At 41.2% G+C, this 24,380-nt stretch carries 16 protein-coding genes and 1 tRNA gene; 4 read left to right on the top strand and 13 right to left on the bottom strand.

The genetic code is table 11. The features are described 5' to 3' along the window. Window positions 1-2: 2 nt before the first annotated feature. The 4 genes from DW121_RS05490 to DW121_RS05475 form a co-directional block, all read right to left on the bottom strand. Window positions 3-2,729: a glycosyl hydrolase gene (locus DW121_RS05490; protein WP_118323287.1), complete on the bottom strand. Its 2,727-nt coding sequence runs from the start codon at window positions 2,727-2,729 to the stop codon at window positions 3-5. Between the two features lie 160 nt (window positions 2,730-2,889). Next, the gene (locus tag DW121_RS05485; protein ID WP_118323218.1) at window positions 2,890-4,386 is read right to left on the bottom strand and encodes a SusD/RagB family nutrient-binding outer membrane lipoprotein; all 1,497 of its coding nucleotides are present in this window, start codon (window positions 4,384-4,386) and stop codon (window positions 2,890-2,892) included. Between the two features lie 26 nt (window positions 4,387-4,412). Next, window positions 4,413-7,526, bottom strand: coding sequence for a SusC/RagA family TonB-linked outer membrane protein (locus tag DW121_RS05480; RefSeq protein WP_118323217.1), 3,114 nt, complete (start codon window positions 7,524-7,526; stop codon window positions 4,413-4,415). A 35-nt stretch (window positions 7,527-7,561) separates the two neighbouring features. Continuing rightward, the gene (locus tag DW121_RS05475; protein WP_118323216.1) at window positions 7,562-9,481 is read right to left on the bottom strand and encodes an FISUMP domain-containing protein; all 1,920 of its coding nucleotides are present in this window, start codon (window positions 9,479-9,481) and stop codon (window positions 7,562-7,564) included. Window positions 9,482-9,894: 413 nt separating this feature from the next. Here DW121_RS05475 and DW121_RS05470 point away from each other — a divergent pair, with 413 nt between their 5' ends. Together DW121_RS05470 and DW121_RS05465 are read left to right on the top strand one after the other, a co-directional pair. Continuing rightward, the gene (locus DW121_RS05470; RefSeq protein ID WP_118323215.1) at window positions 9,895-11,958 is read left to right on the top strand and encodes a beta-L-arabinofuranosidase domain-containing protein; all 2,064 of its coding nucleotides are present in this window, start codon (window positions 9,895-9,897) and stop codon (window positions 11,956-11,958) included. 42 nt (window positions 11,959-12,000) lie between these two features. Continuing rightward, entirely contained in the window at window positions 12,001-14,154 is a 2,154-nt protein-coding gene (locus DW121_RS05465) for a glycoside hydrolase family 3 C-terminal domain-containing protein (protein ID WP_118323214.1), read from the top strand. Window positions 14,155-14,307: 153 nt separating this feature from the next. Here the strand turns inward: DW121_RS05465 and DW121_RS05460 are convergent. After that, a tRNA-Ser gene (locus DW121_RS05460) sits at window positions 14,308-14,392 on the bottom strand. Window positions 14,393-14,507: 115 nt separating this feature from the next. Between DW121_RS05460 and DW121_RS05455 the strand changes: the two genes are divergently transcribed. Next, complete coding sequence (locus tag DW121_RS05455; RefSeq protein ID WP_118323213.1) at window positions 14,508-17,042, top strand: endonuclease MutS2; 2,535 nt, start codon at window positions 14,508-14,510, stop codon at window positions 17,040-17,042. Between the two features lie 62 nt (window positions 17,043-17,104). Beyond that, window positions 17,105-18,316, top strand: coding sequence for an L-serine ammonia-lyase (locus tag DW121_RS05450; RefSeq protein ID WP_118323212.1), 1,212 nt, complete (start codon window positions 17,105-17,107; stop codon window positions 18,314-18,316). A 2-nt stretch (window positions 18,317-18,318) separates the two neighbouring features. Here DW121_RS05450 and DW121_RS05445 read toward each other — a convergent pair whose 3' ends face one another. The 8 genes from DW121_RS05445 to DW121_RS05410 form a co-directional block, all read right to left on the bottom strand. After that, entirely contained in the window at window positions 18,319-18,807 is a 489-nt protein-coding gene (locus DW121_RS05445; RefSeq protein ID WP_117712838.1) for a PepSY-like domain-containing protein, read from the bottom strand. 40 nt (window positions 18,808-18,847) lie between these two features. After that, a complete protein-coding gene (locus DW121_RS05440; protein WP_117712859.1) occupies window positions 18,848-19,288 on the bottom strand; it encodes a PepSY-like domain-containing protein in 441 nt (146 codons plus the stop codon). A gap of 93 nt (window positions 19,289-19,381) precedes the next feature. Then, on the bottom strand, window positions 19,382-20,671 hold the full coding sequence (locus DW121_RS05435) for a sensor histidine kinase (protein ID WP_118323211.1): 1,290 nt from the start codon (window positions 20,669-20,671) through the stop codon (window positions 19,382-19,384). Then, entirely contained in the window at window positions 20,668-21,345 is a 678-nt protein-coding gene (locus DW121_RS05430) for a response regulator transcription factor (RefSeq protein ID WP_117712840.1), read from the bottom strand. Before DW121_RS05430 ends, DW121_RS05435 begins: the two co-directional genes overlap by 4 nt. Before the next feature lie 51 nt (window positions 21,346-21,396). Beyond that, window positions 21,397-21,948: a DUF4738 domain-containing protein gene (locus DW121_RS05425; RefSeq protein ID WP_118323210.1), complete on the bottom strand. Its 552-nt coding sequence runs from the start codon at window positions 21,946-21,948 to the stop codon at window positions 21,397-21,399. An 83-nt stretch (window positions 21,949-22,031) separates the two neighbouring features. Beyond that, window positions 22,032-22,259: a DUF4248 domain-containing protein gene (locus tag DW121_RS05420; protein ID WP_117712860.1), complete on the bottom strand. Its 228-nt coding sequence runs from the start codon at window positions 22,257-22,259 to the stop codon at window positions 22,032-22,034. Between the two features lie 167 nt (window positions 22,260-22,426). Next, window positions 22,427-22,882, bottom strand: coding sequence for an HU family DNA-binding protein (locus DW121_RS05415; protein WP_117712842.1), 456 nt, complete (start codon window positions 22,880-22,882; stop codon window positions 22,427-22,429). 300 nt (window positions 22,883-23,182) lie between these two features. After that, window positions 23,183-24,322, bottom strand: a complete 1,140-nt coding sequence (locus DW121_RS05410; protein WP_118323209.1) for a YhcG family protein — start codon at window positions 24,320-24,322, stop codon at window positions 23,183-23,185. Window positions 24,323-24,380 lie beyond the last annotated feature (58 nt).

The following is a 24,380-nucleotide window of genomic DNA, read 5'->3' as shown; positions in this document are numbered from 1 at the left end:
TATTAATAATTACCTATTAAATATATATCACCTATCAGTCCTGATTCTTCTAACTGCCAATTAGTGGTATTATAATCACCACGCTTGGGGTCACTAATATAGCATTCTTTCCATTTAATATGGTGGCGATCCATACCTATTATTTTATTAGTAGCTATATTTTTCACTTTTATTTCTATTTTATTATTTTTCCGCTTTAAAAGTTTAGCATCAAAATCCAATAAATAAGGAACACACCAAGTTCTTCCTATTGATTTCCCATTGATAAACACTTCAGCCATATCACGAACATCAGAAAATTTCAACCGTAATTTTGTAGAATTCTCTAAACCTTTTGGTAAATCGAATGTCAATTTGTAAGATCCTACCCCATTATAATAACAATGCGTGCTGTCACCCAACTCAGTCCAACTACACAGCTTAGTTGTCGTTAAAGTGGCAGGAGGATTTTTCTCTTCTCCAAAAGAAATAGTCCATTCCCCTTTTAACTGATAGCTTTTTCCTATGTATTCATTGTAAGCTTCGGCTTTCTGTATACTATTATCAGCAAAGATTATAATTGCTTCTCCAGGCAACAATTGAATTCGTATTTCACTATTACTTCCCTCCTTTCCTATTGTAGGAAGCCTATAAAAATCACCAGTGAGAGGATTGTAAGCTGTTATTTTTTTATACTTAGCATCAAGCATAATAGCGCCATAATTGAATTTACTATCCTGATTAGCAACAAAATATACTTTTCCTTCTTTGTAGCTTTTACGAATAAAATCCAGTCCTACTGTAGAAAATCCTACTTTGGGAATTTCAAGTCTATGTAAAACAGAATCGACATTCTCTGTAATAAATACTTGAGGAACACTTCTCATGGATTCACGAAGATTGTTAAGTGTCAGCAGTTTTTCACTCACTTTATGAAGTCCAGGAACATCAAGAGGCATAGAACTATCAAATATAACAGAAACACCACTTTTAGCCAACTGCAACAATTTAGTCATAGTCTCAATAGGCATACGCTTACATGCTGGAATTACTACGGCCTTATATAGATGTCCACCTTGACTTTTAATCATTCCATTATCCACAGTCATGCCTTGTAACAATTTATCAGACACATAATCAAACTGATAACCTGCATTTTTTAAATTACGACCAGTTACAGCAAACGGCCAGTCAAATCCCCATTTAGTAGTAAGATGGTCCATCATGGTGAGTACTCCCAAATCTTCTTTAGTTTCACTAAAATAATCGGATACTGGATAATAAAGCAATATATCATTATCATTTTCAGATTGCTGTAAAACATTCTGTACTCTTGAAACATAAAGGCTAAAATCAGGCATATAATCCATCAATGATGATCGAGGACCAAAATCCGGGGCTGGATAAAACACCCAACCAGGGTATTCTGAATCTAAAGGTGTATTAGTGGAACTAATAAGATGTATATGGTTTATACCTGCTACAAAAAGCTTATCCACCTCAGGCTTTACTTGAGAGAGGGCAGTACGAAAATGATTAGTCAACCATGTAGCAGTCTCACTCGAGACCAGTCGGTTTCCCATAAGGTTTGCACCTGATGAAGCAAATTTCATATGTAACACATCAGGTCTTTTATAAGGAACTCGTCGTGTATCCTCATCCACTCGCACTTTATCTATATTAAAGCAACTGGGACCAAACGATTCGCACTGAGGAATGTCTGCCGCAGCATACATATCCAAAACATTTGAAGGACTTCCATGGGCCTGTTCCATAGTAAGAAAGGAATTCTCATTACTCCAATGAGTCCATTCCGTGGTAAAATTATCCAAAATCAAATCTGCCATCGTAGCACGATAGTCACAAAGAAACCTTTCATGCAGTTCACCTTGCTGCTTATCAAACAAGAGAGAGAGATATGGCTTTGGAGAATATCCACGTCTTTTCTCAAACTCTGAAATAAATGTAGTAGTATAATCAGCACCGTATACCTCATATGAGTCGTTGAATACCGCCCGAATACCTTTCATACGTATCAGATCTTTTTCAAAATCTTTCAAATAGTTACGCAGTGCATTTTTATCAAAGTTATCTAAAACAAGTCCTTCTCCTCCTGGAGAAGAACGTTTAACACGTTGGTTAGTATACCCTCCTATTACTGCTTCTATTCGCCATTTTCCTTTAGGAAGAGATGTTTTCAATTTACCACTTGCACGGATCTGAGGAGTCAAATCAAGATATTCACCATCATTTGAGAAAGCTGATACTGCAATAATATATTCATCATCTTTATCATCTATTAAAAACTTATCGATTGTCCCATTCGCCTCGAAACTCAATGAGCGTTTTAAAAATTTAGCCCCATCTTGTTTTGTAACCTGTTTACCTCCAAACGGCCATGCAGAAGAAAGCGCTATATCGACCTTCATATTCAATCGTTTAGCTTTCTTCAATGTGTAGTTCACCATATTATACCACTCATCACTCCTATACATTAATTGTTTTTCCTCGTATCCTTCCACACCATACGTAGCTATAATTACTACACCACCATATCCAGCTTTTGCATATGCGTCCATATGCTTATCAATTAGATCTTCTGTTACCACATTTCCTAACCAAAACCACCACACCCAAGGACGTGCTTCAGCACTGTATTGACGTGCATCGTCATTATTCTGAATTTCACCAGCCTGCAATGCTGTGCACCAAACGATACTCAGAATGAAATATAAGAAGAACTTTTTCATTAGTATTTTTATTTTCTCAGTAAACAAACAATCTTTATACCACCAAATGGAGCTAAAGAAAAAACTAATACAATATTAAATAATAGCAAAAGGAAGCATCAATGTATATATACAGGCATTGATGCCTCCCCATAACTATTCAATAATTCTAACTATACACTTATTTCAAAATCCACATAATATCATCTACATCATCCGAACCATTGTATTGCCGTTTGATCGCTTCTTTCACATTAGCTTCATTTGTTTGGTATTCAGCCCTTGGATATCTCCACCTCACAGGAACTTTACCGCTAGGATTACTCATATTACTACCAATCTGATATGCCGGAACTCCTGTACGGCGCATATTATAGAAAGGCTCCCAACCTGAATTATTGAAGAATGAAATATATTTCTGATTAAGAATCTGCTCTAAATCGTTATTGTAAGCAACCACAGAACTGTTGATATAGTCAGAAATAACAGCCTCATCAAGATTGTAAGATTCCATAGAAGCTCGTATACCCGCTTTGTAATAAGCATCGGCATCACCTTCAATCCAACCAAGATTGATAGCCTCGGCAATGTTAAAGCACTGTTCTGAATAACCCAACAAAATCATAGGCTCCCCTACAGGTGTACAATAATATTCACGATTAAAAGTTGAGGCTTGTTCACGAGTTGCATAAATAGCATCGTAGAGATCGTTCGAGTTTACTCCCCCATACTCGTTCACATCAAAGTTAGAATTGTCAGGATTAGCATCTTGTGCAACTTTTGTACGTTCAGCAATTACAGAAATACGTGGGTCATTATATTTCTTAATTAAATCATAATAAGTGTTCCCAATTCTATAATAATCAACATTAGCTTTCAAATAGAACCACAGATAACGATTATCTTCAATATCATACCAACGGTAAACAACATTGTCTGCATTTGAACCCAAAAGCGGGTATTTTGTGGGATTATTCACAATCTCTGCAAACTGTTCTTTGATTTTTAAATCGGTATCATCAGAACGTTTACTCAGATTAATTAATGTACGAAGCCTTAAAGCGTTTGCAGCTTTTTGCCATTGTGCCACATCTCCATTAAAGATGAGATCTCCACTACCTAACGAAACCTTCTCTTGTGCTGCTTGTGCCAAGATTGAATTAGCTTCTTCCAACATACTCAAACAATTCTGAAACACTTGTTTTTGAGTATCGTATTTAGGTGTAAAATTAGCTTCAGACTGTCCTTTCATTGCCTCAGTCATAGGTACATCACCCATCTGCATAGTCATGTCAAGATAATTCCAAGCTTTAAAAAAATTCCCCACCCCTTTATATGCAGGGGAGTTTACACGATCAGCTTCAAATTCCATTGCTTCTACATCACGCATAATATGGTAAGTTAATCCTGCCTCTCCTCCCAAATAACCTTGGAACTCAAGATCACCCTGTTGTGCTGATATAGATGCAACATATTGTGACCAACCACATTGTACTCCAATCAAGGGACGATAGCACCCTAAAGTGTTCTTAATAATTGTATTAAGAAGTAAAGTAGGAGGCACCTGCCCTTGAGAAGCCGAGTTGGGATTATTCTCATATTCAGAGAATGGTTGACATGCGGAAAACATGAACACGCCTGCCACCAAAGCTGCGAATTTATTTTTCAGTATTTTCATAATTGTTACTTTTTACTTTTATTCATTTAGAATGTTACATTCACATTAAATCCGATATTGCGGAATGAAGGGGTCTGCAAGTTATCCCACACTGTATTTTCATTGTACTGGTCAGGGTCTACTAATCCCGATTTAGTGATTAGGAAAAGGTTACGGCCTACCAGAGAAACACTAGCTCCTTTAATAGGAGTTTTTGTCAAATGTTTGGTAAGATCATAAGTGAGCGACACTTCACGCAGTTTCAAGAATGAGCGATCAACCAACACACACTCATCTATACCATAATACCCCTTAGAATTCTGCACATAATCAAAATAATTAGTTGGAATATCATTAGGAGCAAACTTACGCGTATCACTAATAACATTACCTTCTCCATCGCGTTTCAACTCACCCGATACTACTTTTACACCTTCTGCAATATATTCTTTACCTGCATACCAGTTTTGGCGCTCTTGATCATCAATATCAAGTGAACGACCACCAGCCCACATATATCTATTATATTGGCTAAGCATCTTACCACCGATACAGGCATCAAACGAGAAGTTCAGTGATACTGGACCATATGACATATTGTTACTGAAGCCAACCATCAAATCATTATTGGCATATCCCAGTTTTTGTTTGATATTATCCTTTTGAATATTTCCATTGTCACCTATAATAACCTGCCCCGCATATTCACTATTTGTCGGAGCATACATTATGGCCGAGCCATAGATAGCATCCATACGATCGCCAACTTTCAACTCACCGTATTGTGTTTGCCCTTCAGGCAACTCATGTAAGTAGTTGCGATAAGAAGAAAGATTCAAAATAAGATCCCAATTAAAACCTTTATCATTTCTAAAAGGAGAAGCAGTAATTGAAAGTTCCCACCCCTTACGCAATGTTTTCAATCCATTTAAGCAGTAGGCTCCATATCCCGATGTCTCTGAAATGGGTTGATTGTAGGTCTGAGGACCATCAATAAAGTAAAAATAAGTTGCGTCAAAGCCTAAACGGTTGTTAAACAAACGAAGTTCACCACCTACCTCATAACCAGTACTATAAGACGGTTTAATATCTTTGGAATAAATAATTTCAGGAGAAGTCAAACCTAAATTGTTGTTCCAAGTACCAGTTTCGCTATACACAGGCGAAAAGTAATAAGGAGAGAAAGCACTACCCACACGAGCGTAAGAGCCTCTTAACTTCAAGTAACTAATAAATTCAGGCATAGGAATATATTCCGATACCACTGTAGAAAGCTGTGCAGATGGATACAAATAACTATTTTTGCCAAAAGTAGGAATAGTAGATGACCATTGGTTACGAGCAGTTAAATTCAACATCAAATAGTTTTTCCAACCTAAATCCAAATATCCATAAACCGCATACTCAGCCAACTCCCGCTTACTGCTGGTAGGGGTAGTGGGTTTCATTGAGTTCGATAAAGTGTAAATACCAGGAACAGCCAAACCGTCAGTTTCAGCATAGTGTGAAGCGTCATTATATTGACGTGCATTAAACCCAAGCATTGCACCCACATCAAATATGCCTAATTTCTTATCGTATTTGGCAATCAAGTCTGTCAAAATCTGAAAATCATTCTTGTAGCTTTGAGAATAATTTCCGTTGCGATTATATGCAGTAGAATAGGCCGTACGATAATCTTCCATTAGTTGATTCATGTTTACACCTGTACGCAAAGTAATGTTCAATTCGTTAGTTACATCATATTTCAATGATGCACTACCGTATGCTGCGTTCTTATGATAGCCATGCAAGTTTTCATATAAAATGAAATAAGGATTATTATAATCGAATGAGCCATTGTCGTAACCAGGTCCAATATCGAAATTACGTTGTTGCAAACCTTCCAATCCAGGAGCCCAATAATTACGCAAATCACGTACATCCACATTAGCACCTGCCCAAAGAATCATAGAGTAAATAGGACTGTTCCGACCATATCCCACAGATGGGAAGTTTGGTGAATCAATCTTATTATAATTAATATTGGCATCAAAACGCAATTTCTTGGAGAATTGTATACCACCACTCATATTCACAGTGTAACTATTCAGTTTAGTATTTTCAAATACACCCTTTTGATGCATTTCACTCAAAGATATACGGAAATCTCCTTTATCAAACTTAGTTTCCACGCTTACATTGTTATTTGTCACCACACCAGTACGCAACATATTCTTTAAATTATCCTTACCACGTGGTATCCAAGGTATAGCAATTCTGTTGCCATCGGCATCATAAGGACTATTCCATTGTGGAAGTAATCTACCATCAAGTTCCGGTCCCCATGCTCCCCAAAATTCATCAGTACTATTACCCACACGATATTGGCCTTGATAACCGGTTCCATATTTTTTCTGGTAAGATGGATTTGCAATCATACCTGTGTCAAATCCAGTAGATGAGTTTACTGAAATTTTAACCGCTTCTTTAGCTTTCTTTGTGGTAATCTGAATCACACCGTTCTGTCCCATCTGTCCATAAAGAACAGCGGCAGCAGGACCTTTAAGTACACACATACTCTCTATATCTTCAGGAGCAACCTCCCAAAAGGTTGCACTTTCAACTGGTACTCCATCAATTACCACTACAGGAGCTACACCACGTAAAAGAAGTGCAGGAGTATCAAAAAGATTGGGAGAATTTGACACCTTTAAACCGGCAATCTTACCTGTTAGGTTAGATGCGGTATTGGCAGACGGAATCTTGGTAAGCGTAGGGGCATCTAAATCCTGTACTGCATAACCCAGTTTCTTTTTCTCTTTTTTGATACCCAAGGCGGTCACCACCACTTCATCCAGAACTTCGGTATCAGATTTTAATACTACATTGATAATTCTCCGTCCTTTTACCTGTTCAACAACAGGGACTAATCCCACAAATGAGAAACGAAGTGTACTTTTATCATTTTCCACTCTTACTGAATATTTACCATCTATATCAGTAATCACACCATTTGTAGTACCCTCCACTTGTACAGTCGCACCAATGATAGATTCTCCTTTCTCATCAATCACCGTGCCTGTCACAGTTATGCTCCCATTCGTCTGAGCGAATGATACTGTTGTACACATCAATAGCACAACAAAAAATATGCTGAATTGCCGAATTGTCTTATACATATGTTTACTATGTTTTTCTAAATTAAAAAAGTTTATTATTTGTCTGCATCACGTACACAACGCACTTGCCAACCTTCATACTTATGAGTCCAGCTAATACCACTATCACCCTCATCACCTCGGCGATGATAAAGTAACCAAGGATAATTAGAATCACTAACATCAATAGACCACCATGTTGTTTCACGTGCTCCTAAAGTATTCCAACCTTTCCATGTACCATCTCCATTGCGTCCTGAACAAGCCCAGCCGTTCCAACCTGTAGAGTTAGCATAATGATCGTGTGCCAAAAGCCCATTCATGTAATTCATATCGCCTGCAGCAAAATCTTCAGTGCTGGCTCCAATTGACTCCAGCAAAGTTATCAGTTCGGCTTTACTGGGCACATGCCAACCTTCGGGGGCAATACCTCGCTCGTCTGCTACTGCATACCAATTATAAACGCCACCATACGCTTTTGCGCTATGATCACTTACATTTTGATTGAAAGTATCTTCAGTCCACTGCCAATCAGCAGCTTCACCAAAAATCCAACTAAATGCACCTACCATGTCTGATCGACCAGCTTTATCAAATTCTGCATTATGATTCTTATCACAATACAAAATCTCGTCTCCATTATTATAATGCGTAGTTCTTAAGTTTTCGGCTAACCAATATTGGTCACCAATCTTCACTATTTTATATTGATTACCATCATAATCCTTAACAGGCATATCTATTTGTATATTCTCTGTATACAAAGTATTAGAACCTTCAACACGGTATCCACGAATATGGTAGGTATCACCCGAAAGTAATTTAGTAATTTCACCAACTACCACATTTCCACCCTTGCCAACAAACTTCTTGTCGTTCACCGTAGGATCTTTAGTACGTCCCATAACCAGCCCATATTCCGAATACTTACTCATATCACCATTTATTACCATCATGTAAACAACTTTAGTGTTGGTAACATCCACAAGACTAAGTACACAGTCACCTCCTGTTGCCTGCGATAGGGTAGACTCAAACAAAATCTCCGAATTGATATCAGTAGAAGTCATTTTGCCTTTAATTGACTCACCAGTCTCCTCCAAGTATAGATATCGACGAGTATTATCAGAATAGTAGATAGACAATCGTTCACCTCTCACATTCCATGTTCCATCTATGACTGCTCCTGTTGATGAATTTTCTTTAAACATTCCATCAGCTTCAAAAACCATCGTCTTACCCAAAAGAGCCAGGTCATTTGATACCCCATTCATAGCCCTAGTAACCAGCCATGTACCCAAAACACGTACATCATTCATGTCCGCCTCAGGGGCTGGCTGTTGGGTCACTTCGAATGTTTTGGCATAATTCGCAGGAAGCCCCTTACCATTAATAGAGACAGTAGAAGTTCGGGGAGAACCTGTAACATTATCCTTAAACATAATACGTAAAGGAACCTGACGAGGAGGATTTCCACTAACCACCTCATCCTCAAGCATCACAGCCCATCCATCAACAGATGTCACTTCTAACTTCAGGTTAGTGTTAGCTTTTAATTGAATAACGTTCTCAAGCCCGTCTACTGTGATCGAAGTGGGCATATCCACAATTTCGAAGCCGTCAGGGTTAAGTTGCACAACTTTAATCTTACGCTCAACTGAACCAGCTTTCACTGTTACTTCTGCCAAACGTTCCTCAATTTTTTCATTTTTTTTCACTTTAATCTGCAAAGAAGAACTTCCTGCCGAACCGCCTTTTATAGTAGGCTTACACCATTCAGCATTACTTTCCACTGTCCAATCAAAATTGGAATTAACTTCAATAGTTTCAGTAGCCCCTTCAGAAACTACATTTATTGTTTCCGATGATACCGTCATTTCATAAATAAAATCAGGTAATAATTCATCATTGCTGCAAGCAGCAAAAAAGATAGTGAAACAATAGGCTACCATAAAGGTAAAAATAATGTTTTTCATACTTACTTGTTTTTTTTAACATTAACAGCTGTTTTTCTTCATCGCAAAAATATATAAAGAAAACTCTCTAAGCAAAATTCTACAAATTTATGATATAAAATGGCAGAATATCTCCATTTTGCAATTTAAGACTTCTGCACGTAACAATAATCAACATAATAACGCCCAATAACACCAACTATTTTTAATCACATCTAAAGCATCAATGTTACCTATTCAATACTATATACTGCTTTGACATAATTTTACAAGATTCTGACAGAATAATAATATTTACTCAAATACCATCAAAAAAGCTGTCTAACAATAATTTGTCAATATCGTGTAAAAATCTGTATCAGCTTGGAACTACATACAATAAAGCATACCTTTGAGTTGTAAAAAAACATCAAATTATTTTATCCATAAGCTTTATGAAACCAATAAAATCTTTAACTTTTGTACTAACAGCATTTTTTTTATCGGTATTTATTATGCCATTTAGTCTAGCACAAACTCCAATGCCTATGAATTACCGTAACAACCTTTACCCACTTCAACGAAAGCCCTATATACAGTTACCAATCGGTAGTATCAAACCCAAGGGATGGCTCAAAGAAATGCTTCTCAGACAACGGAATGGTATGTCCTCACAACTTGATAAACTTTATCCGGAGGTTATGGGAATCCGTAACGGTTGGTTGGGTGGTGACGGCGACCAATGGGAACGGGGACCCTATTGGATAGATGGGTTGTTACCTCTATCCTATCTCCTTGATGATGAAGAAATGAAACGCAAAGTACAACCCTGGATAGAATGGGCCTTGAACAGTCAGCGTAAGGACGGTTTTTTCGGTCCTTCACGCAACTACGAACCTGAACCAGGATTGCAACGCAACAATTCAGAAGATTGGTGGCCCCGCATGGTAATATTAAAAATCATGAAACAACATTATGAAGCAACTGGAGATACACGAATTATACCTTTCCTTACCCGCTATTTCCGTTATCAACTACAAACTCTACCACAAAAACCTTTGGGATATTGGACTTTTTGGGCAGAGTACCGAGCTTGTGATAATCTTCAGATCGTATATTGGCTTTATAATATAACGGGCGAGCCATTTTTACTGGATTTAGGTAAACTATTGCATAAACAAGGTTATGATTATGTAGATATGTTTTTGCGACGTGATGACCTCACACGCATTAATACGATTCATGGTGTGAATTTAGCCCAAGGTATCAAAGAACCAATTATATACTACCAACAAGATCCCGACTCTACTTATATATATGCTGTTAAGAAGGCATTTGCAGACATACGTAAATACCACGGACAACCTCAAGGAATGTATGGAGCAGATGAAGCTTTACATGGTAATAAACCAACTCAAGGAGCAGAATTATGCTCTATTGTAGAACTTATGTATTCATTAGAAAGTATGCTCGAAATTACAGGAGATATACAATTTGCCGATCATCTTGAAAAGTTGGCATATAATGCTTTACCTACACATATCACAGATGACTTCATGGCACGCCAATATTTTCAGCAACCTAACCAAGTAATGCTCACACGTCACGAACACAATTTTGATATCAATCATTGTGAAACCGACATTGTATATGGACTTCTAACCGGCTATCCTTGCTGTACCAGTAACTTTCACCAAGGTTGGCCTAAGTTTACACAAAACCTATGGTATGCCACAGCTGATAACGGTATAGCTGCACTGGTTTATGCCCCCTCTGAAGCGACTATAAAGGTAGGTCAAGGAGTAGATGTACACGTAACAGAAACTACCACATATCCTATGGGGAACAATATTATGTTCACTTTCAACTTTCCTAATTCAATTAATACATCCTGTAACTTCCCATTACACCTACGTATACCTGCATGGTGTAAAGGAGCTGAAATAAAAATTAATGGTAAAACCATACAGTTATCAGGTTCGCAGTCCGGTATTGAAATAATAAAACGCGAATGGCATGAAGGAGATCAACTTGAACTAAGTCTACCAATGAACGTATTTACATCTGAATGGTACGAAAATTCAGTTGCAGTGGAACGCGGGCCACTGGTTTACTCTTTAAAAATAGGCGAAAAATGGGTAAAGAAACAAATAAAAGATGATCCCGTTCGCTTTGGAACAAGCTACAACGAAGTATTGCCTACCACTTCGTGGAACTATGGATTGATAGACTTCGACACGATAAACTTTAGCAAGAACTTCATTGTAGTAGAACATCCCGAAAAAATGAAAGCTAAATATTTTTGGAATCAAGAGAGTGCTCCCATAGAAATCAAAGTCAAAGCAAAAAAGATACCTTCATGGACACTCTATAATGAAATGGCAGGTCCTCAACCATACAGCCGAATGATATACGGCATAAATAAAGAAGAAAGTTCTGAAGAAGAAATTACCCTTATTCCATATGGATGTACCACACTACGTATTACCGAGTTCCCCGTTTTGGGAAAATTCGACTAATGAATATTCTCCTATATAAACAACTAAAACAACTTTAATATTATGAAACGATTTATTAAAATCATGATGTCAGCATGCACGCTCACATTAGTAGCGTGTAGTCATCAGGCTCCCTACCAAAACAAGTCTCTCTCCCCCACCGAACGAGCTATAGACTTAGTTAGTCGGCTTACTTTGGAAGAAAAGATTGCTTTAATGCAAAACAACTCACCAGCCGTGGAACGATTGGGCATCAAGCCTTATGAATGGTGGAACGAAGCGTTACATGGAGTTGCCAGAAACGGATTAGCCACAGTCTACCCCCAGGCTATTGGCATGGGAGCTTCTTTCAATGACACATTACTTTACCAAGTATTCACGTCTATAAGTGACGAAGCACGTGTTAAGTACCGTCAGGCTCGTGAAGTCGGCAACTACAAGCGATATACAGGATTAACTTTTTGGACACCCAACATCAATATCTTTCGTGACCCGCGTTGGGGACGTGGACAAGAAACCTACGGTGAAGATCCCTACCTAACCTCACGTATGGGATTATCGGCTGTTGATGGATTGCAAGGTCCCGAGAACACTAAATATGACAAAACACATGCTTGTGCTAAGCATTATGCAGTGCATTCCGGACCTGAATGGAACCGGCACAGTTTTAATGCCGAAAATATCAATCCACGCGATCTTTGGGAAACTTACTTACCTGCTTTCCAAGATTTAGTCACACGAGGTAATGTAAAAGAAGTCATGTGCGCATATAATCGTTTCGAAGGAGACCCCTGTTGCGGAAGTGACCGTTTGCTTATTAACATACTACGAAATGAGTGGAATTATAAAGGTTTGGTAGTTAGCGACTGTGGAGCTATAGACAACTTCTACTTTAAAGGACGGCATGAAACGCATAAGAACGAAGCTGACGCATCGGCAGCTGCCGTATTAAGTGGCACGGATTTGGAATGTGGACGCTCATATGCAGGGTTGGTATCTGCTGTAAAGGAAGGGTTAATCGACGAATCCGCTATAGATCAATCTTTATGCCGTCTCATGAAAGCACGTTTCGAATTGGGTGAAATGGATGACACTACTCCGTGGGATCAGTTACCGGACAGTCTATTGTCGTGTCATGCACATCAACAATTGGCTCTACAAATGGCACGTGAAAGTATGACATTACTACAAAATCACAAAAATGTATTACCATTAGACAAAGAAATGACAGTAGCACTCATTGGTCCAAACGCCAATGACTCTGTGATGCAATGGGCTAACTACAACGGTTTTCCTGCCCACACCATTACCTTACTTGAAGGACTAACACAATATTTACCTCAAGAAAGGCTAATTTATATTCCTCAAAAAGATGCAGAAGATCAGAAATACCCATGGGTAAATTATTATCCAACCGACATACAGACGGTTGTTAACCAAGTTTCAAAAGCTGATGTAATTATATATGCGGGTGGTATATCCGCTTCATTGGAAGGTGAGGAAATGGATGTAGATGCAGAAGGATTCCGCGGAGGAGACCGTACCACCATCGAATTGCCCAATGTACAGCGCAAATTAGTAAAAGCCCTGAAAGCTACCGGTAAACCAATAGTGTTCGTAAATTTCTCCGGATGCGCTATGGGATTGCAGCCCGAAAGCCAAATTTGTGATGCCATCCTACAAGCATGGTATCCAGGACAAGCCGGTGGTACTGCAATCGCAGAAGTATTATTTGGCGATTATAACCCTGCAGGTAGATTACCGGTTACTTTTTATAAAAAAGACAATCAATTACCCGATTTTGAGGATTATGATATGCAAGGGCGTACATACCGTTATTTGGATTGTGAGCCACTATATCCTTTCGGGCACGGATTAAGCTACACCACCTTTTCCTATAGTACTCCTCTCATTGAAAATGGCAAACTCAAAGTGAAAGTAACAAACACCGGAAACTATGACGGTGATGAGGTTGTTCAACTTTACGTAAAACGCCATGATGACCCCAATGGTCCGTTGAAGACTCTACGGGGATTCCAACGTATTCACATTCCGGCTGGCCAAACAGTTGAAGTTTCTTTCCCATTCACATCCGATACCTTTACGTGGTGGGATAAAGATAGTAACACTGTACACCCTCTACAAGGAGAATACAAGATTTTTGTCGGCGGAACCTCAGAAGAAAGTCAACTGAAATCTATTGAGTATAAATACTAATCCACAATAAGAACAATTATTGCAGATTCCCATTGTAAGCATCCCTTTTTAGGGATGCTTGGATATACTTATTTTGCTATATACCAAAAGCAAAAAAATCCCTGTAAAGTGCTATTTTACAGGGATTTTTCTTTGTTTTGCAATTCTTTCCAGCGGAGAGACAGGGATTCGAACCCCGGGTGCCTCGCAGCACAACGGTTTTCAAGACCGCCGCAATCGACCACTCTGCCACCTCTCCAAAACTTCCTATTCAAGAAGTGCTTTTCTTCTAAAGCGGTGCAAAGGTACAAATCATTTTTAATTCTGCAAACATACTTCCTGTTTTTTCATGAATTAATTGTACTTTTGCATCCATGATATACCCACAGAACTTTGAACAGAAGATAGGTTTCGACCAAATACGCCAGCTGCTAAGAGAGAAGTGCCTCAGTACGCTTGGCGAAGAGCGAGTGACAGACATGGCATTCTCCGACCGTTTTGGTGAAGTGGAAGAGCGTCTGGATCAAGTTACAGAATTTGTACGCATACTTCAGGAAGAAGACAATTTTCCCGCACAATATTTTTTCGATGTACGTCCATCCCTGAAACGAATACGGGTGGAGGGTATGTATCTGGACGAGCAGGAACTTTTCGATCTCCGCCGCTCATTAGAGACGATACGTGACATAGTACATTTCCTTCAAAAAAACGAAGATGAGGAAGACGGCCCATCTCCCTACCCTTGCCTCAAACGACTGGCGGGAGACATAACCGTATTCCCGCAACTTATCGGAAAAATAAACGGCATTCTCTCCCCCTACGGAAAAATAAAAGACAACGCATCGGCAGAACTGGCACGTATCCGCCGGGAATTGGCAAGCACAATGGGAAACATTTCGCGTTCATTGAACAGTATCTTGCGCAATGCACAGTCTGAAGGGGTTGTAGATAAGGACGTAACTCCCACAATGCGCGACGGACGACTGGTTATTCCCGTAGTGCCGGCCTTGAAACGGAAAATAAAAGGTATTGTACACGATGAATCTGCCAGCGGAAAAACCGTATTCATCGAACCTGCCGAAGTGGTGGAAGCCAACAACCGCATCCGCGAGCTGGAAGGAGACGAACGACGGGAGATTATCCGTATACTAATGGAGTTTTCCAATCTGTTGCGACCATCTATTCCCGATGTCTTGCTATCCTATGAATTTCTTGCTGAAATAGATTTCATACGTGCCAAAGCATTATTTTCCGAACAAATCACCGGGCTGAAACCCGCTTTCGAAAACAAACAGGTTTTAGACTGGACAATGGCTGTCCATCCGCTGCTGCAACTCTCCCTTGCCAAACATGGCAAAAAGGTAGTACCGCTGGATATAGAGCTGAACGGACAGCAACGCATCCTCATCATTTCCGGTCCTAATGCCGGCGGCAAGTCTGTCTGCCTGAAAACCGTAGGATTGCTGCAATATATGTTGCAATGCGGCTTGCTCATCCCGATGCACGAGCGCAGCCATGCCGGCATATTCAGCAATATATTCATTGACATCGGCGATGAACAATCCATCGAAGACGACCTGAGTACCTACTCTTCGCATCTGACGAACATGAAGATAATGATGAAGAACTGCAACGAGCGCAGCCTCATCCTGATTGACGAGTTTGGCGGCGGTACGGAACCCCAGATTGGCGGAGCGATAGCCGAAGCAGTACTGAAGCGTTTCAACCAAAAGCAGACGTTCGGTGTTATTACTACACACTACCAGAATCTGAAGCATTTTGCCGAAGATCACGAAGGGGTAGTAAATGGTGCCATGCTATACGACCGCCACTTGATGCAGGCTTTATTCCAACTCCAGATAGGTAATCCGGGCAGTTCATTCGCCGTAGAGATTGCCCGCAAAATCGGATTACCGGAAGATGTAATCGCCGATGCCTCGGAGATTGTAGGCAGCGAGTACATCAATGCCGACAAATACCTGCAAGACATCGTACGCGACAAACGATACTGGGAAGGCAAACGCCAGACTATCCGGCAGCGTGAAAAGCATATGGAAGAAACCATCGCCCGATACCAGACGGAGATAGAAGAATTACAGAAATCCCGCAAGGAGATTTTGCGAAAAGCCAAAGAAGAAGCCGAGCAACTGATGCAAGAAGCCAATGCCCGCATCGAGAATACTATTCGTACCATAAAAGAGGTGCAAGCAGAAAAAGAAAAGACACGTCAGGTACGCCAGGAACTGAATGATTTCCGCGAATCAATGGACGCTCTTGCCGCTAAGGAACAGGAAGAGAAGATTGCCCGCAAAATAGAAAAGCTGAAAGAAAAGCAGAACCGGAAAAAGGAAAAGAAAGCCGATAAAGGACAGGAAAATACACTGTCCGCCCAGGCATTGGCAGAGCAACAGGCGCGAAAAGAAGCCGAACGCCTGGCAGCAATCGTACCCGGCAGCAATGTCAAGATAAAAGGGCAAACTTCGGTAGGTGAAGTGTTGGAGATAAACGGAAAGAATGCCACCGTTGCTTTCGGCAGCATCAAAACCACCGTCAAGCTGGACAGGCTGGAGCGGACAAACGCACAGCCCAAGCAAGCAGACGTCTCTGCCAAAAGTACCTACATCAGTTCGCAAACCCAAGACAGTATGTACGAAAAGAAGCTGAACTTCAAACAAGATATAGACGTACGCGGTATGCGTGGAGATGAGGCCTTACAAGCGGTTACCTATTTCATAGACGATGCCATACTGGTGGGAATGTCCCGCGTACGCATCCTTCATGGCACAGGTACAGGCATCCTGCGCACCCTCATCCGCCAATATCTGCAAACTGTACCCGGCGTAAGCCGCTTTGCCGACGAACATATACAGTTTGGCGGAGCGGGAATTACGGTTGTAGATTTGAGTTAGTTGAGAATTAAGAAACAGAAGACAGAAAATAGAGACTAATAATCCGATAACTAAGTACTAAAATGAAATCAATCAAAGAACTCTATCGCATTGGCACTGGTCCTTCAAGTAGCCACACAATGGGGCCTCGTAAAGCTGCCGAAATATTTCTGGCAAGACATCCGGAAGCTGCGGCATTCAAAGTAACGCTGTACGGCAGTCTGGCCGCAACAGGCAAAGGTCACATGACCAACATCGCCATAACCGAAGTCCTGCAACCGGTAGCACCGGTAGAGATTATTTGGGAGCCTAAGATTTTCCTCCCCTTCCACCCCAACGGAATGAAGTTTGTTTCGATGGATAAAGAAGGGAGAGACACCGACCAATGGACGGTTTTCAGTATTGGCGGCGGCGCTTTGGCAGAAGAGAACGACGGAGCATCTTCGGTCAATACTCCCGATGTATATTCCATGAACAGTATGACGGAAATTTTGCAATGGTGTGAGCGTACAGGCAAAAGTTATTGGGAATATGTCAAGGAGTGTGAGGACAGCGACATATGGGATTACCTGCAAGAAGTGTGGAAAACCATGCAGGATGCCGTAAAACGAGGGCTGGAGCAAGAAGGTGTATTACCCGGTCCGCTGAACTTGCGCCGCAAAGCCTCAACCTATTACATACGAGCCAGCGGCTACAAGCAGTCTTTGCAATCCCGCGGACTGGTTTTTGCCTATGCTTTGGCGGTAAGTGAGGAAAATGCTTCAGGAGGTATCATTGTCACAGCTCCCACATGCGGTTCTTGCGGTGTTATGCCCGCTGTACTTTATCATCTGTCCAAAAGTCGTGAATTTAGCGACACGCGTATCTTACGAGCCCTTGCCACAGCCGGATTAGTAGGAAATATAGTAAAAACCAATGCTTCCATTTCGGGGGCGGAAGTTGGCTGTCAGGGTGAAGTCGGCGTAGCCTGCGCCATGGCCTCCGCAGCCGCCAACCAATTGTTTGGCGGTAGTCCTGCACAAATAGAGTATGCAGCTGAAATGGGTCTGGAACATCATTTGGGAATGACCTGTGACCCTGTATGCGGTCTGGTACAGATTCCATGCATAGAAAGAAGTGCCTACGCCGCCGCACGTGCCCTCGATGCCAACCTCTACTCCTCTTTCACCGACGGTATGCACCGTGTATCTTTCGACAAAGTAGTGGAGGTGATGAAAGAAACTGGAAATGACCTGCCTTCACTGTACAAGGAAACCAGTGAAGGAGGATTAGCTAAGGATTATAAGCCGATGTAAAGTTACGGCCAATGCGTATCATCTTTATCTCCACTGACATCCTTTTGGTCCAATAGGTTACCGCTTTGGTCATAGAACAATTGGTATTCCATATTGCCTTTTTCCACTTCGATGACGTACTGTACAGGCTCCACCGGATATTGCAGCATATCAATATCCTCCCGTTTCCAGTTGGCATATTCTCCGGTATTGAAGGTAGTCTGTACAGCAGCCGGCAAACCCTCCCAAGAAATGTTTACTTCGGTCAATTGCCAGACAGCCTGAGTATCAAACCACACGTCCATTTCCCTACCATCCATCCAACAGTCGGCTACAAAGAAATTACCTTTCCGCTCCCATTCAACGTCCGTAGCAGCCGGATATTTCTCCTTAAACGCTTTAGATATCGCATCCGGGGCAGTTATATTGTCATTCTTATCATCATCGCTGCATGCGCTGAAAACCATTGCGGCAATAAACAACATCGCTAACATTTGAATTTTCATTTTCATACCTTACTGTAATTTTAAAGTTATACATTTAATGTAACAATCAATCATCCATGCTGACAAACTTTCCCTTGCTGTTGAATTTCAACGAATAGTCATTGGCAAGTTCCACTTCCACTCCGCTACGGTCTCGTTCAATCTTTGTAATAATCTCTTGTGGAAAATTCTTTTTTACATATTCCTTCACAGATACCGGAATCAATGCTTCGGGTACGGCAGCCTTCTTGCAATCCACATCCGTCCAGTTACCGTTACTGTCAAAATCAATTTCTGTGCGGTCGGTCAATAATACCTCATACTTTTTAGATCCCAATATTCCGGTTTCAATCTTGATATGAGAAATTTGAGGTTTGGTAAAATACTGGTTGATAAAGTTACGGGCAGTCAAAGGCAGCTGCTTGGCATCACGTGTAATGACATCGCCTGCAAATGCAAACTGTACGGCTACAAGAGCCAACACAAGAATAGATAATACTTTTTTCATAATCGTTATTTTTTTAATGTTACTAAATTGTTTTGTATCATTCACACTGCAAATAACGACAGAGAAATAGGAAAGATTTGGGAATAATCGAAGTTAACTGTTATTTTTGTTTTCTTTAACAAGCAGGAAACAATGCATCCCTTCCTGCCATTCGTACGTAAGCCTCAAGGAAGAAATCCGGGCAATGGAGCGGGCTATGGCAAGTCCCAGCCCCGTAGAATCTTTCTTTCCGTCAATGCTGTGATAGAAACGGCGGAACAGTTTCTCACCGTCCAGCGATGTATCTCCCGTATTCTTTATAGCCAGCGAAGACGGAGTAGTGAGTATCTGCAACTCTCCTCCATCCTCATTATGGAGCAATGCATTCTTCACCAGATTGGAAACCAGAATCTGAGCCAACGAATGATTACAACGGATAATAAAAGGATGTTCTCCCCGCTCACGCACCAAGCGCACTTGCTTATGCTCGTATATATCCATCAAGTCCGGCAGAAGATTATCCAGAATTTCATCTACCGACACATCTTCCAATTCCGTATACTGCCCGTTCTCTATACGTGACAGCAGCAACAGGGATTTATTCAGCTTCACAGCACGTCCCAAAGTAGAATAGATTTCATCCAGTTCTTTCATCTGCTGTTCAGTCAGATTATCATTTTCTGCCAGCAGTTCCACCTTGCCGCGTACTATGGCAAGCGGTGTCTGCAACTCATGCGAAGCGTTTTCTATGAACTGTTTTTGTTCCTCATAGGCCTTGTAGCTACGGTTGCCCATATCTACTGCAGCTTCGCTCAGCTGACGAAACTCACGTATTTTCGTAGGATTTTCCAACACCGGCACCTCCTTTCCGGGCTGAATATTGTGCAGCCAGTCCAGCAGCTTATGCAACGGACGGAATACTCCCTTCAATATCAGCTGAATACCGGCAGACGTACAAATAAGAAGAAGCAAGAACAAAGCTCCCAAATACCAAAGCACCGCCTCTACCATATCGTCCCGTTCCAAAATGGAAATCATCAGGGTCAGTTCGTAAAACTGACCGTCGGGCATACGAAAAGCCGTACGCATCACACGTACCGGTTCGTTCTCATCCTCAAGTTCGATATAAACAGTAGAATCATAAAAGACCTCCTGATAATGCTTCCCCTCTTCTTCAGAGATAGGCAGGAATTTATAAAAAGACATCAAAGAGCCTTCCGTTTCAAGAATAGAAGGGTCATGAAGCGCATGTTCCATCAATATCCCGGCATAATTCTCCAGCGTATCGTCCGTTTCGTCAACAACTTCATCAATAATGGCATAATAAAACAGTACGCCCCACACCGCCATTAACGCAAATAGCAGTAAAGAAATTTTACGGTATGTATAGTACACCAGTTTCATAGTTCGGACAGTTTATAGCCAAAACCGTAGACAGCCTTCAGTTCGACGGAAGCATCGGCCGATTTCAACTTCTTGCGCAGGTTTTTCACTTGCGAATAAATAAAGTCCAAAGAATCGGCTTGGTCAATATTGTCGCCCCACACCGACTCGGCAAGGCTCATTTTATTGATAACCCGGTTGGCATTCACCACGAAGTAATACAGCAAATCGAACTCCTTACGGTTCAGTTGCAGGGGAGCGCCGTCGACTTCCGCCTGCCGCTTGTCCGGATAGAGCAGCAGGTTACCTACGGTTACAGTCACATCGCCTTGCGTTTGGCGGCGGCGAATCAAAGACTTTATGCGGGCATTCAGTTCTGCCAGATGGAAAGGTTTTGTCAGATAATCGTCGGCTCCGAGTTCCAGTCCATCCACTTTATCATCCAGCGAATCTTTGGCGGAGATGATAAGCACACTGTCCGTACGGTGCAATCGCTTCAACTCGCGCAGCAAATCCAGGCCGCTTCCGCCGGGCAGCATAATGTCCAGCAGGATGCAGTCATAGTCATAGTCGTTTATCTTATCCAAAGCCGAAAAATAGTCGGCAGCCGTTTCTACGACAAACTTCTCTTTCAGGAGCGAAGTGCGGATCGTCTCCCGCAAATCTTGCTCATCTTCTACAATCAGGATTTTCATATCAGCAAAGAAACCTCACAAATCTGGAATCATTCTGGAATTACCCGGATATCAGTTGGGAATAGTATCTTCCTCGTACACATCTTCCAACAGTTCTTCTTTCGCCATGGATATTTTACCGTCGGCGGAAACTGTCAATCTGAGAGGCACGTAAAGATCCGTTTGCGGATAGCAGATACTGGCAGCATAGAGAATGCCCTGAGGAGTAGTCTTGTCATATACCAATCCTTCCAGAATGGCATATTTCATAAACCGGGCATCAACCAGCGAAGCAAAACTCTCTTTTGTAAACACCTTGTCCACAATTTGCTTGCCGCCACAAGTAATACGCAGCGTGATGCTGTTGTCAACAAACTTCTCTCCCTGTTCATTCTTCACAACAGGCAAGCTGTCATCCGGACGGCGGACCACAGACGAGCGATATTCCTTACCTTTATAAGTAATAGTCACTTTTGTATCAGAAACCTGCATACGTTGTGGGGCAGACGTCACTGTGCTGTCCTTCATCAATACCTGCACATCCTCTCCGCTCTTGCTTCGGGACGCACAGGAAGTAATCAACAACGCCACTGCACAAAACACTATATAACCAACAGTTTTCATCGATTCTTTTTTTAATTGACAAGGGCAAAGGAACAAAAAGAGCGGGAGAAATACAAATGAAAGCCATAAAAACAATAAGTCAATCAAGGTTCATCCAAATAGTGGACAATGATGCCTACTTGCCTCGGCATAAATGTCCGTACCCTCACATGGTATCCTGTAAGGAGTAATTCCGCATACAATTCACGGTTGCGTTTAATCCAGCGCGTCAGTGTACGAATAGCGCAGCGCGCCGTAGCATTGGGGCAATACAAGCATGCCAGTTCTTTTTTCGTATACGTTCTGATACGAAAGCCATTTTCATTTTCCATAGTCTTTTGCAGGTTTATCATTTATGTGTCATTTTTAATTGTTGATGTAAAGATACAACATCCGGAAGGCGAAGTCAAGTAATTGGAGAAAAGATATGAACCTTTCCTGAGAAAAGTTCATATCATTCTCATACACTGTTATTTGTTTTCAGTCACTTCAGCGCATATTATCCCAACGGGTTGTTATCTTCCCCTCCATCGGGTATGGAATCATTTCCGGAAATGGTTTCCGAACTCTCCCAATTGGCGCGCGTCACGCTGACACGTGTCAGCATCTCCTTGAATTGTTGTCCCGGAGTGAAAATTATCTTTCGGCGGTAAACCGTATCCGACTTCACATCTTCCTCTTTATCCTGACTTTTAGCATTGATTCCCGGACGGAAGCACCCAAAGTCTCCCAATTGCACCGAGAAGCCTTTGTTTATATTCATATTCAGTGTATCTATCAAGCCGTCCAGCACCATTTTCACCACACCGCGCGGCGCCATGCCTACTTTAGTGACTTCATTACACAAATCTCCAAACTCCACCGTTCCCAATGTCTTCAATTGAGCCACATACTTTTCTGTTTTTGTCTTGTCAAAACCGAACACTCTCTTTTTCACTTCGTAATTTAAAGCCATAATCTTTTAATTTTAGATGATTAATAAATTTGTTTTTCGGCTTTGTTCGCTCGTCAGTTTGCAAAACCTGTTTCTTTGTGATCACGATGCAAAGATACAACAGGCACAAAACGGCATGGTGCTTTAATGGTCGTTTACATCACTTTCAAATCTATCAACCGGCATCTAATACAAGAGTAACCCACTGATAACAAAAGGAATAAAATAATCTGAAATTTTTGAGAAATAAGAAGTCCCTCCGTTACAATCTGCCTGCCATACTTTTTTTTAAGATAAGGGCGGATGCAATATCAGTCAACCTCATTCTTTATCCTCCTCCAACTGATTTTCAATATTTTCAATTTGTGGCAGTACAGAAGCCACATCTTCAAAGAGTTTTTCGGTTTCGTATTGTGCAATGCCCAATGGCTGGGTGATGCCGCGCAGAGCAAAACGTGCTTTGGTGTCACTTTTTGAGCGGCATAGTAGTAAACCAATGGTAGGCTTATCTTCAGATGTTTTTACATATTCGTCCACAGCCGAAATGTAGAAATTCAGTTTGCTGACAAATTCGGGCACAAACTCCACAGCTTTCAGTTCCACCACCACATAACAATGTAGTTGCAGGTGATACATTAGAATGTCGATGTAGTAATCATCGCCGTCTACCGTCAAATGGTATTGCCGACCAATGAATGCAAAGCCTTTGCCCATTTCCAACAGGAAATTGGTGATACGTTGAGCAAGGTTCTTTTCGATATCAAGTTCACGCTGTAAAGCTACCGTTCCCAAGAAACTGAAGTTATACGGATCTTTGAAAGCATATTGCGCCAAGTCCGATTGGTAAGCGGGTAAGGTGTCCTGAAAGTTGGTAATCGCATTGCCCTTGGCTTTGATATAACCATTCGTTATCTGCGAAAGCATTACGTCACGACTCCAGCCGTTGGCAGCGGTTTCCATAATATAAAACGCACGTTCCGTATTGCTTTTTACCTTAGGTATTAACGAGATATGATGGTACCACGATATTTGGTCAAGTGGCACTTGACCAAATTCTTCATTCGGCTTTTTGATTTGGTCAAGTATCGCTTGACTAATTGGGAGCAACTCTAATTCAGCAAGTGGCACTTGTATAAACGGAAAATTAGGATAACTCAACGCAAATCCTCTCATATACTTTAAGTTGGTTACAGAGTACCCCCTATCATCGGGAAATCGCTTCGTGAGGTCCTTCGATAATTGCACAATGACTTTTGCACCCCAACCCTGCTCCTTTTGCTTGGTTAGGATATCGCTACCAATTTTCCAGTAAAGAGTAAGCAATTCTGTATTGACGCTAAGGATAGCCTTCAATTTAGACTGCTCAATCAATGAAATGATTTCTTTACGCCAATTATTGTAATTATCGGGAAGCATAGCTTGCCTTTCAGTCATTTGCGGTACTGTTATATCATTGTCCATTGCTAATTGCATTTAGACTACAAAAGTACTGAAAATAGCCAGTTTTCTATTAGGTCAA

The sequence above is a fragment of the Bacteroides sp. AM10-21B genome, assembly GCF_003472565.1.
Classification (GTDB): domain Bacteria; phylum Bacteroidota; class Bacteroidia; order Bacteroidales; family Bacteroidaceae; genus Bacteroides; species Bacteroides propionicigenes.
This window is presented reverse-complemented; position numbering and strand designations above follow the sequence as displayed.

Coding starts and splice junctions, on each gene's coding strand:
- DW121_RS05490 (WP_118323287.1), bottom strand. CDS start 2,729: ATGAAAAAGTTCTTCTTATATTTCATTCTGAGTATCGTTTGGTGCACA.
- DW121_RS05485 (WP_118323218.1), bottom strand. CDS start 4,386: ATGAAAATACTGAAAAATAAATTCGCAGCTTTGGTGGCAGGCGTGTTC.
- DW121_RS05480 (WP_118323217.1), bottom strand. CDS start 7,526: ATGTATAAGACAATTCGGCAATTCAGCATATTTTTTGTTGTGCTATTG.
- DW121_RS05475 (WP_118323216.1), bottom strand. CDS start 9,481: ATGAAAAACATTATTTTTACCTTTATGGTAGCCTATTGTTTCACTATC.
- DW121_RS05470 (WP_118323215.1), top strand. CDS start 9,895: ATGAAACCAATAAAATCTTTAACTTTTGTACTAACAGCATTTTTTTTA.
- DW121_RS05465 (WP_118323214.1), top strand. CDS start 12,001: ATGAAACGATTTATTAAAATCATGATGTCAGCATGCACGCTCACATTA.
- DW121_RS05455 (WP_118323213.1), top strand. CDS start 14,508: ATGATATACCCACAGAACTTTGAACAGAAGATAGGTTTCGACCAAATA.
- DW121_RS05450 (WP_118323212.1), top strand. CDS start 17,105: ATGAAATCAATCAAAGAACTCTATCGCATTGGCACTGGTCCTTCAAGT.
- DW121_RS05445 (WP_117712838.1), bottom strand. CDS start 18,807: ATGAAAATGAAAATTCAAATGTTAGCGATGTTGTTTATTGCCGCAATG.
- DW121_RS05440 (WP_117712859.1), bottom strand. CDS start 19,288: ATGAAAAAAGTATTATCTATTCTTGTGTTGGCTCTTGTAGCCGTACAG.
- DW121_RS05435 (WP_118323211.1), bottom strand. CDS start 20,671: ATGAAACTGGTGTACTATACATACCGTAAAATTTCTTTACTGCTATTT.
- DW121_RS05430 (WP_117712840.1), bottom strand. CDS start 21,345: ATGAAAATCCTGATTGTAGAAGATGAGCAAGATTTGCGGGAGACGATC.
- DW121_RS05425 (WP_118323210.1), bottom strand. CDS start 21,948: ATGAAAACTGTTGGTTATATAGTGTTTTGTGCAGTGGCGTTGTTGATT.
- DW121_RS05420 (WP_117712860.1), bottom strand. CDS start 22,259: ATGGAAAATGAAAATGGCTTTCGTATCAGAACGTATACGAAAAAAGAA.
- DW121_RS05415 (WP_117712842.1), bottom strand. CDS start 22,882: ATGGCTTTAAATTACGAAGTGAAAAAGAGAGTGTTCGGTTTTGACAAG.
- DW121_RS05410 (WP_118323209.1), bottom strand. CDS start 24,322: ATGGACAATGATATAACAGTACCGCAAATGACTGAAAGGCAAGCTATG.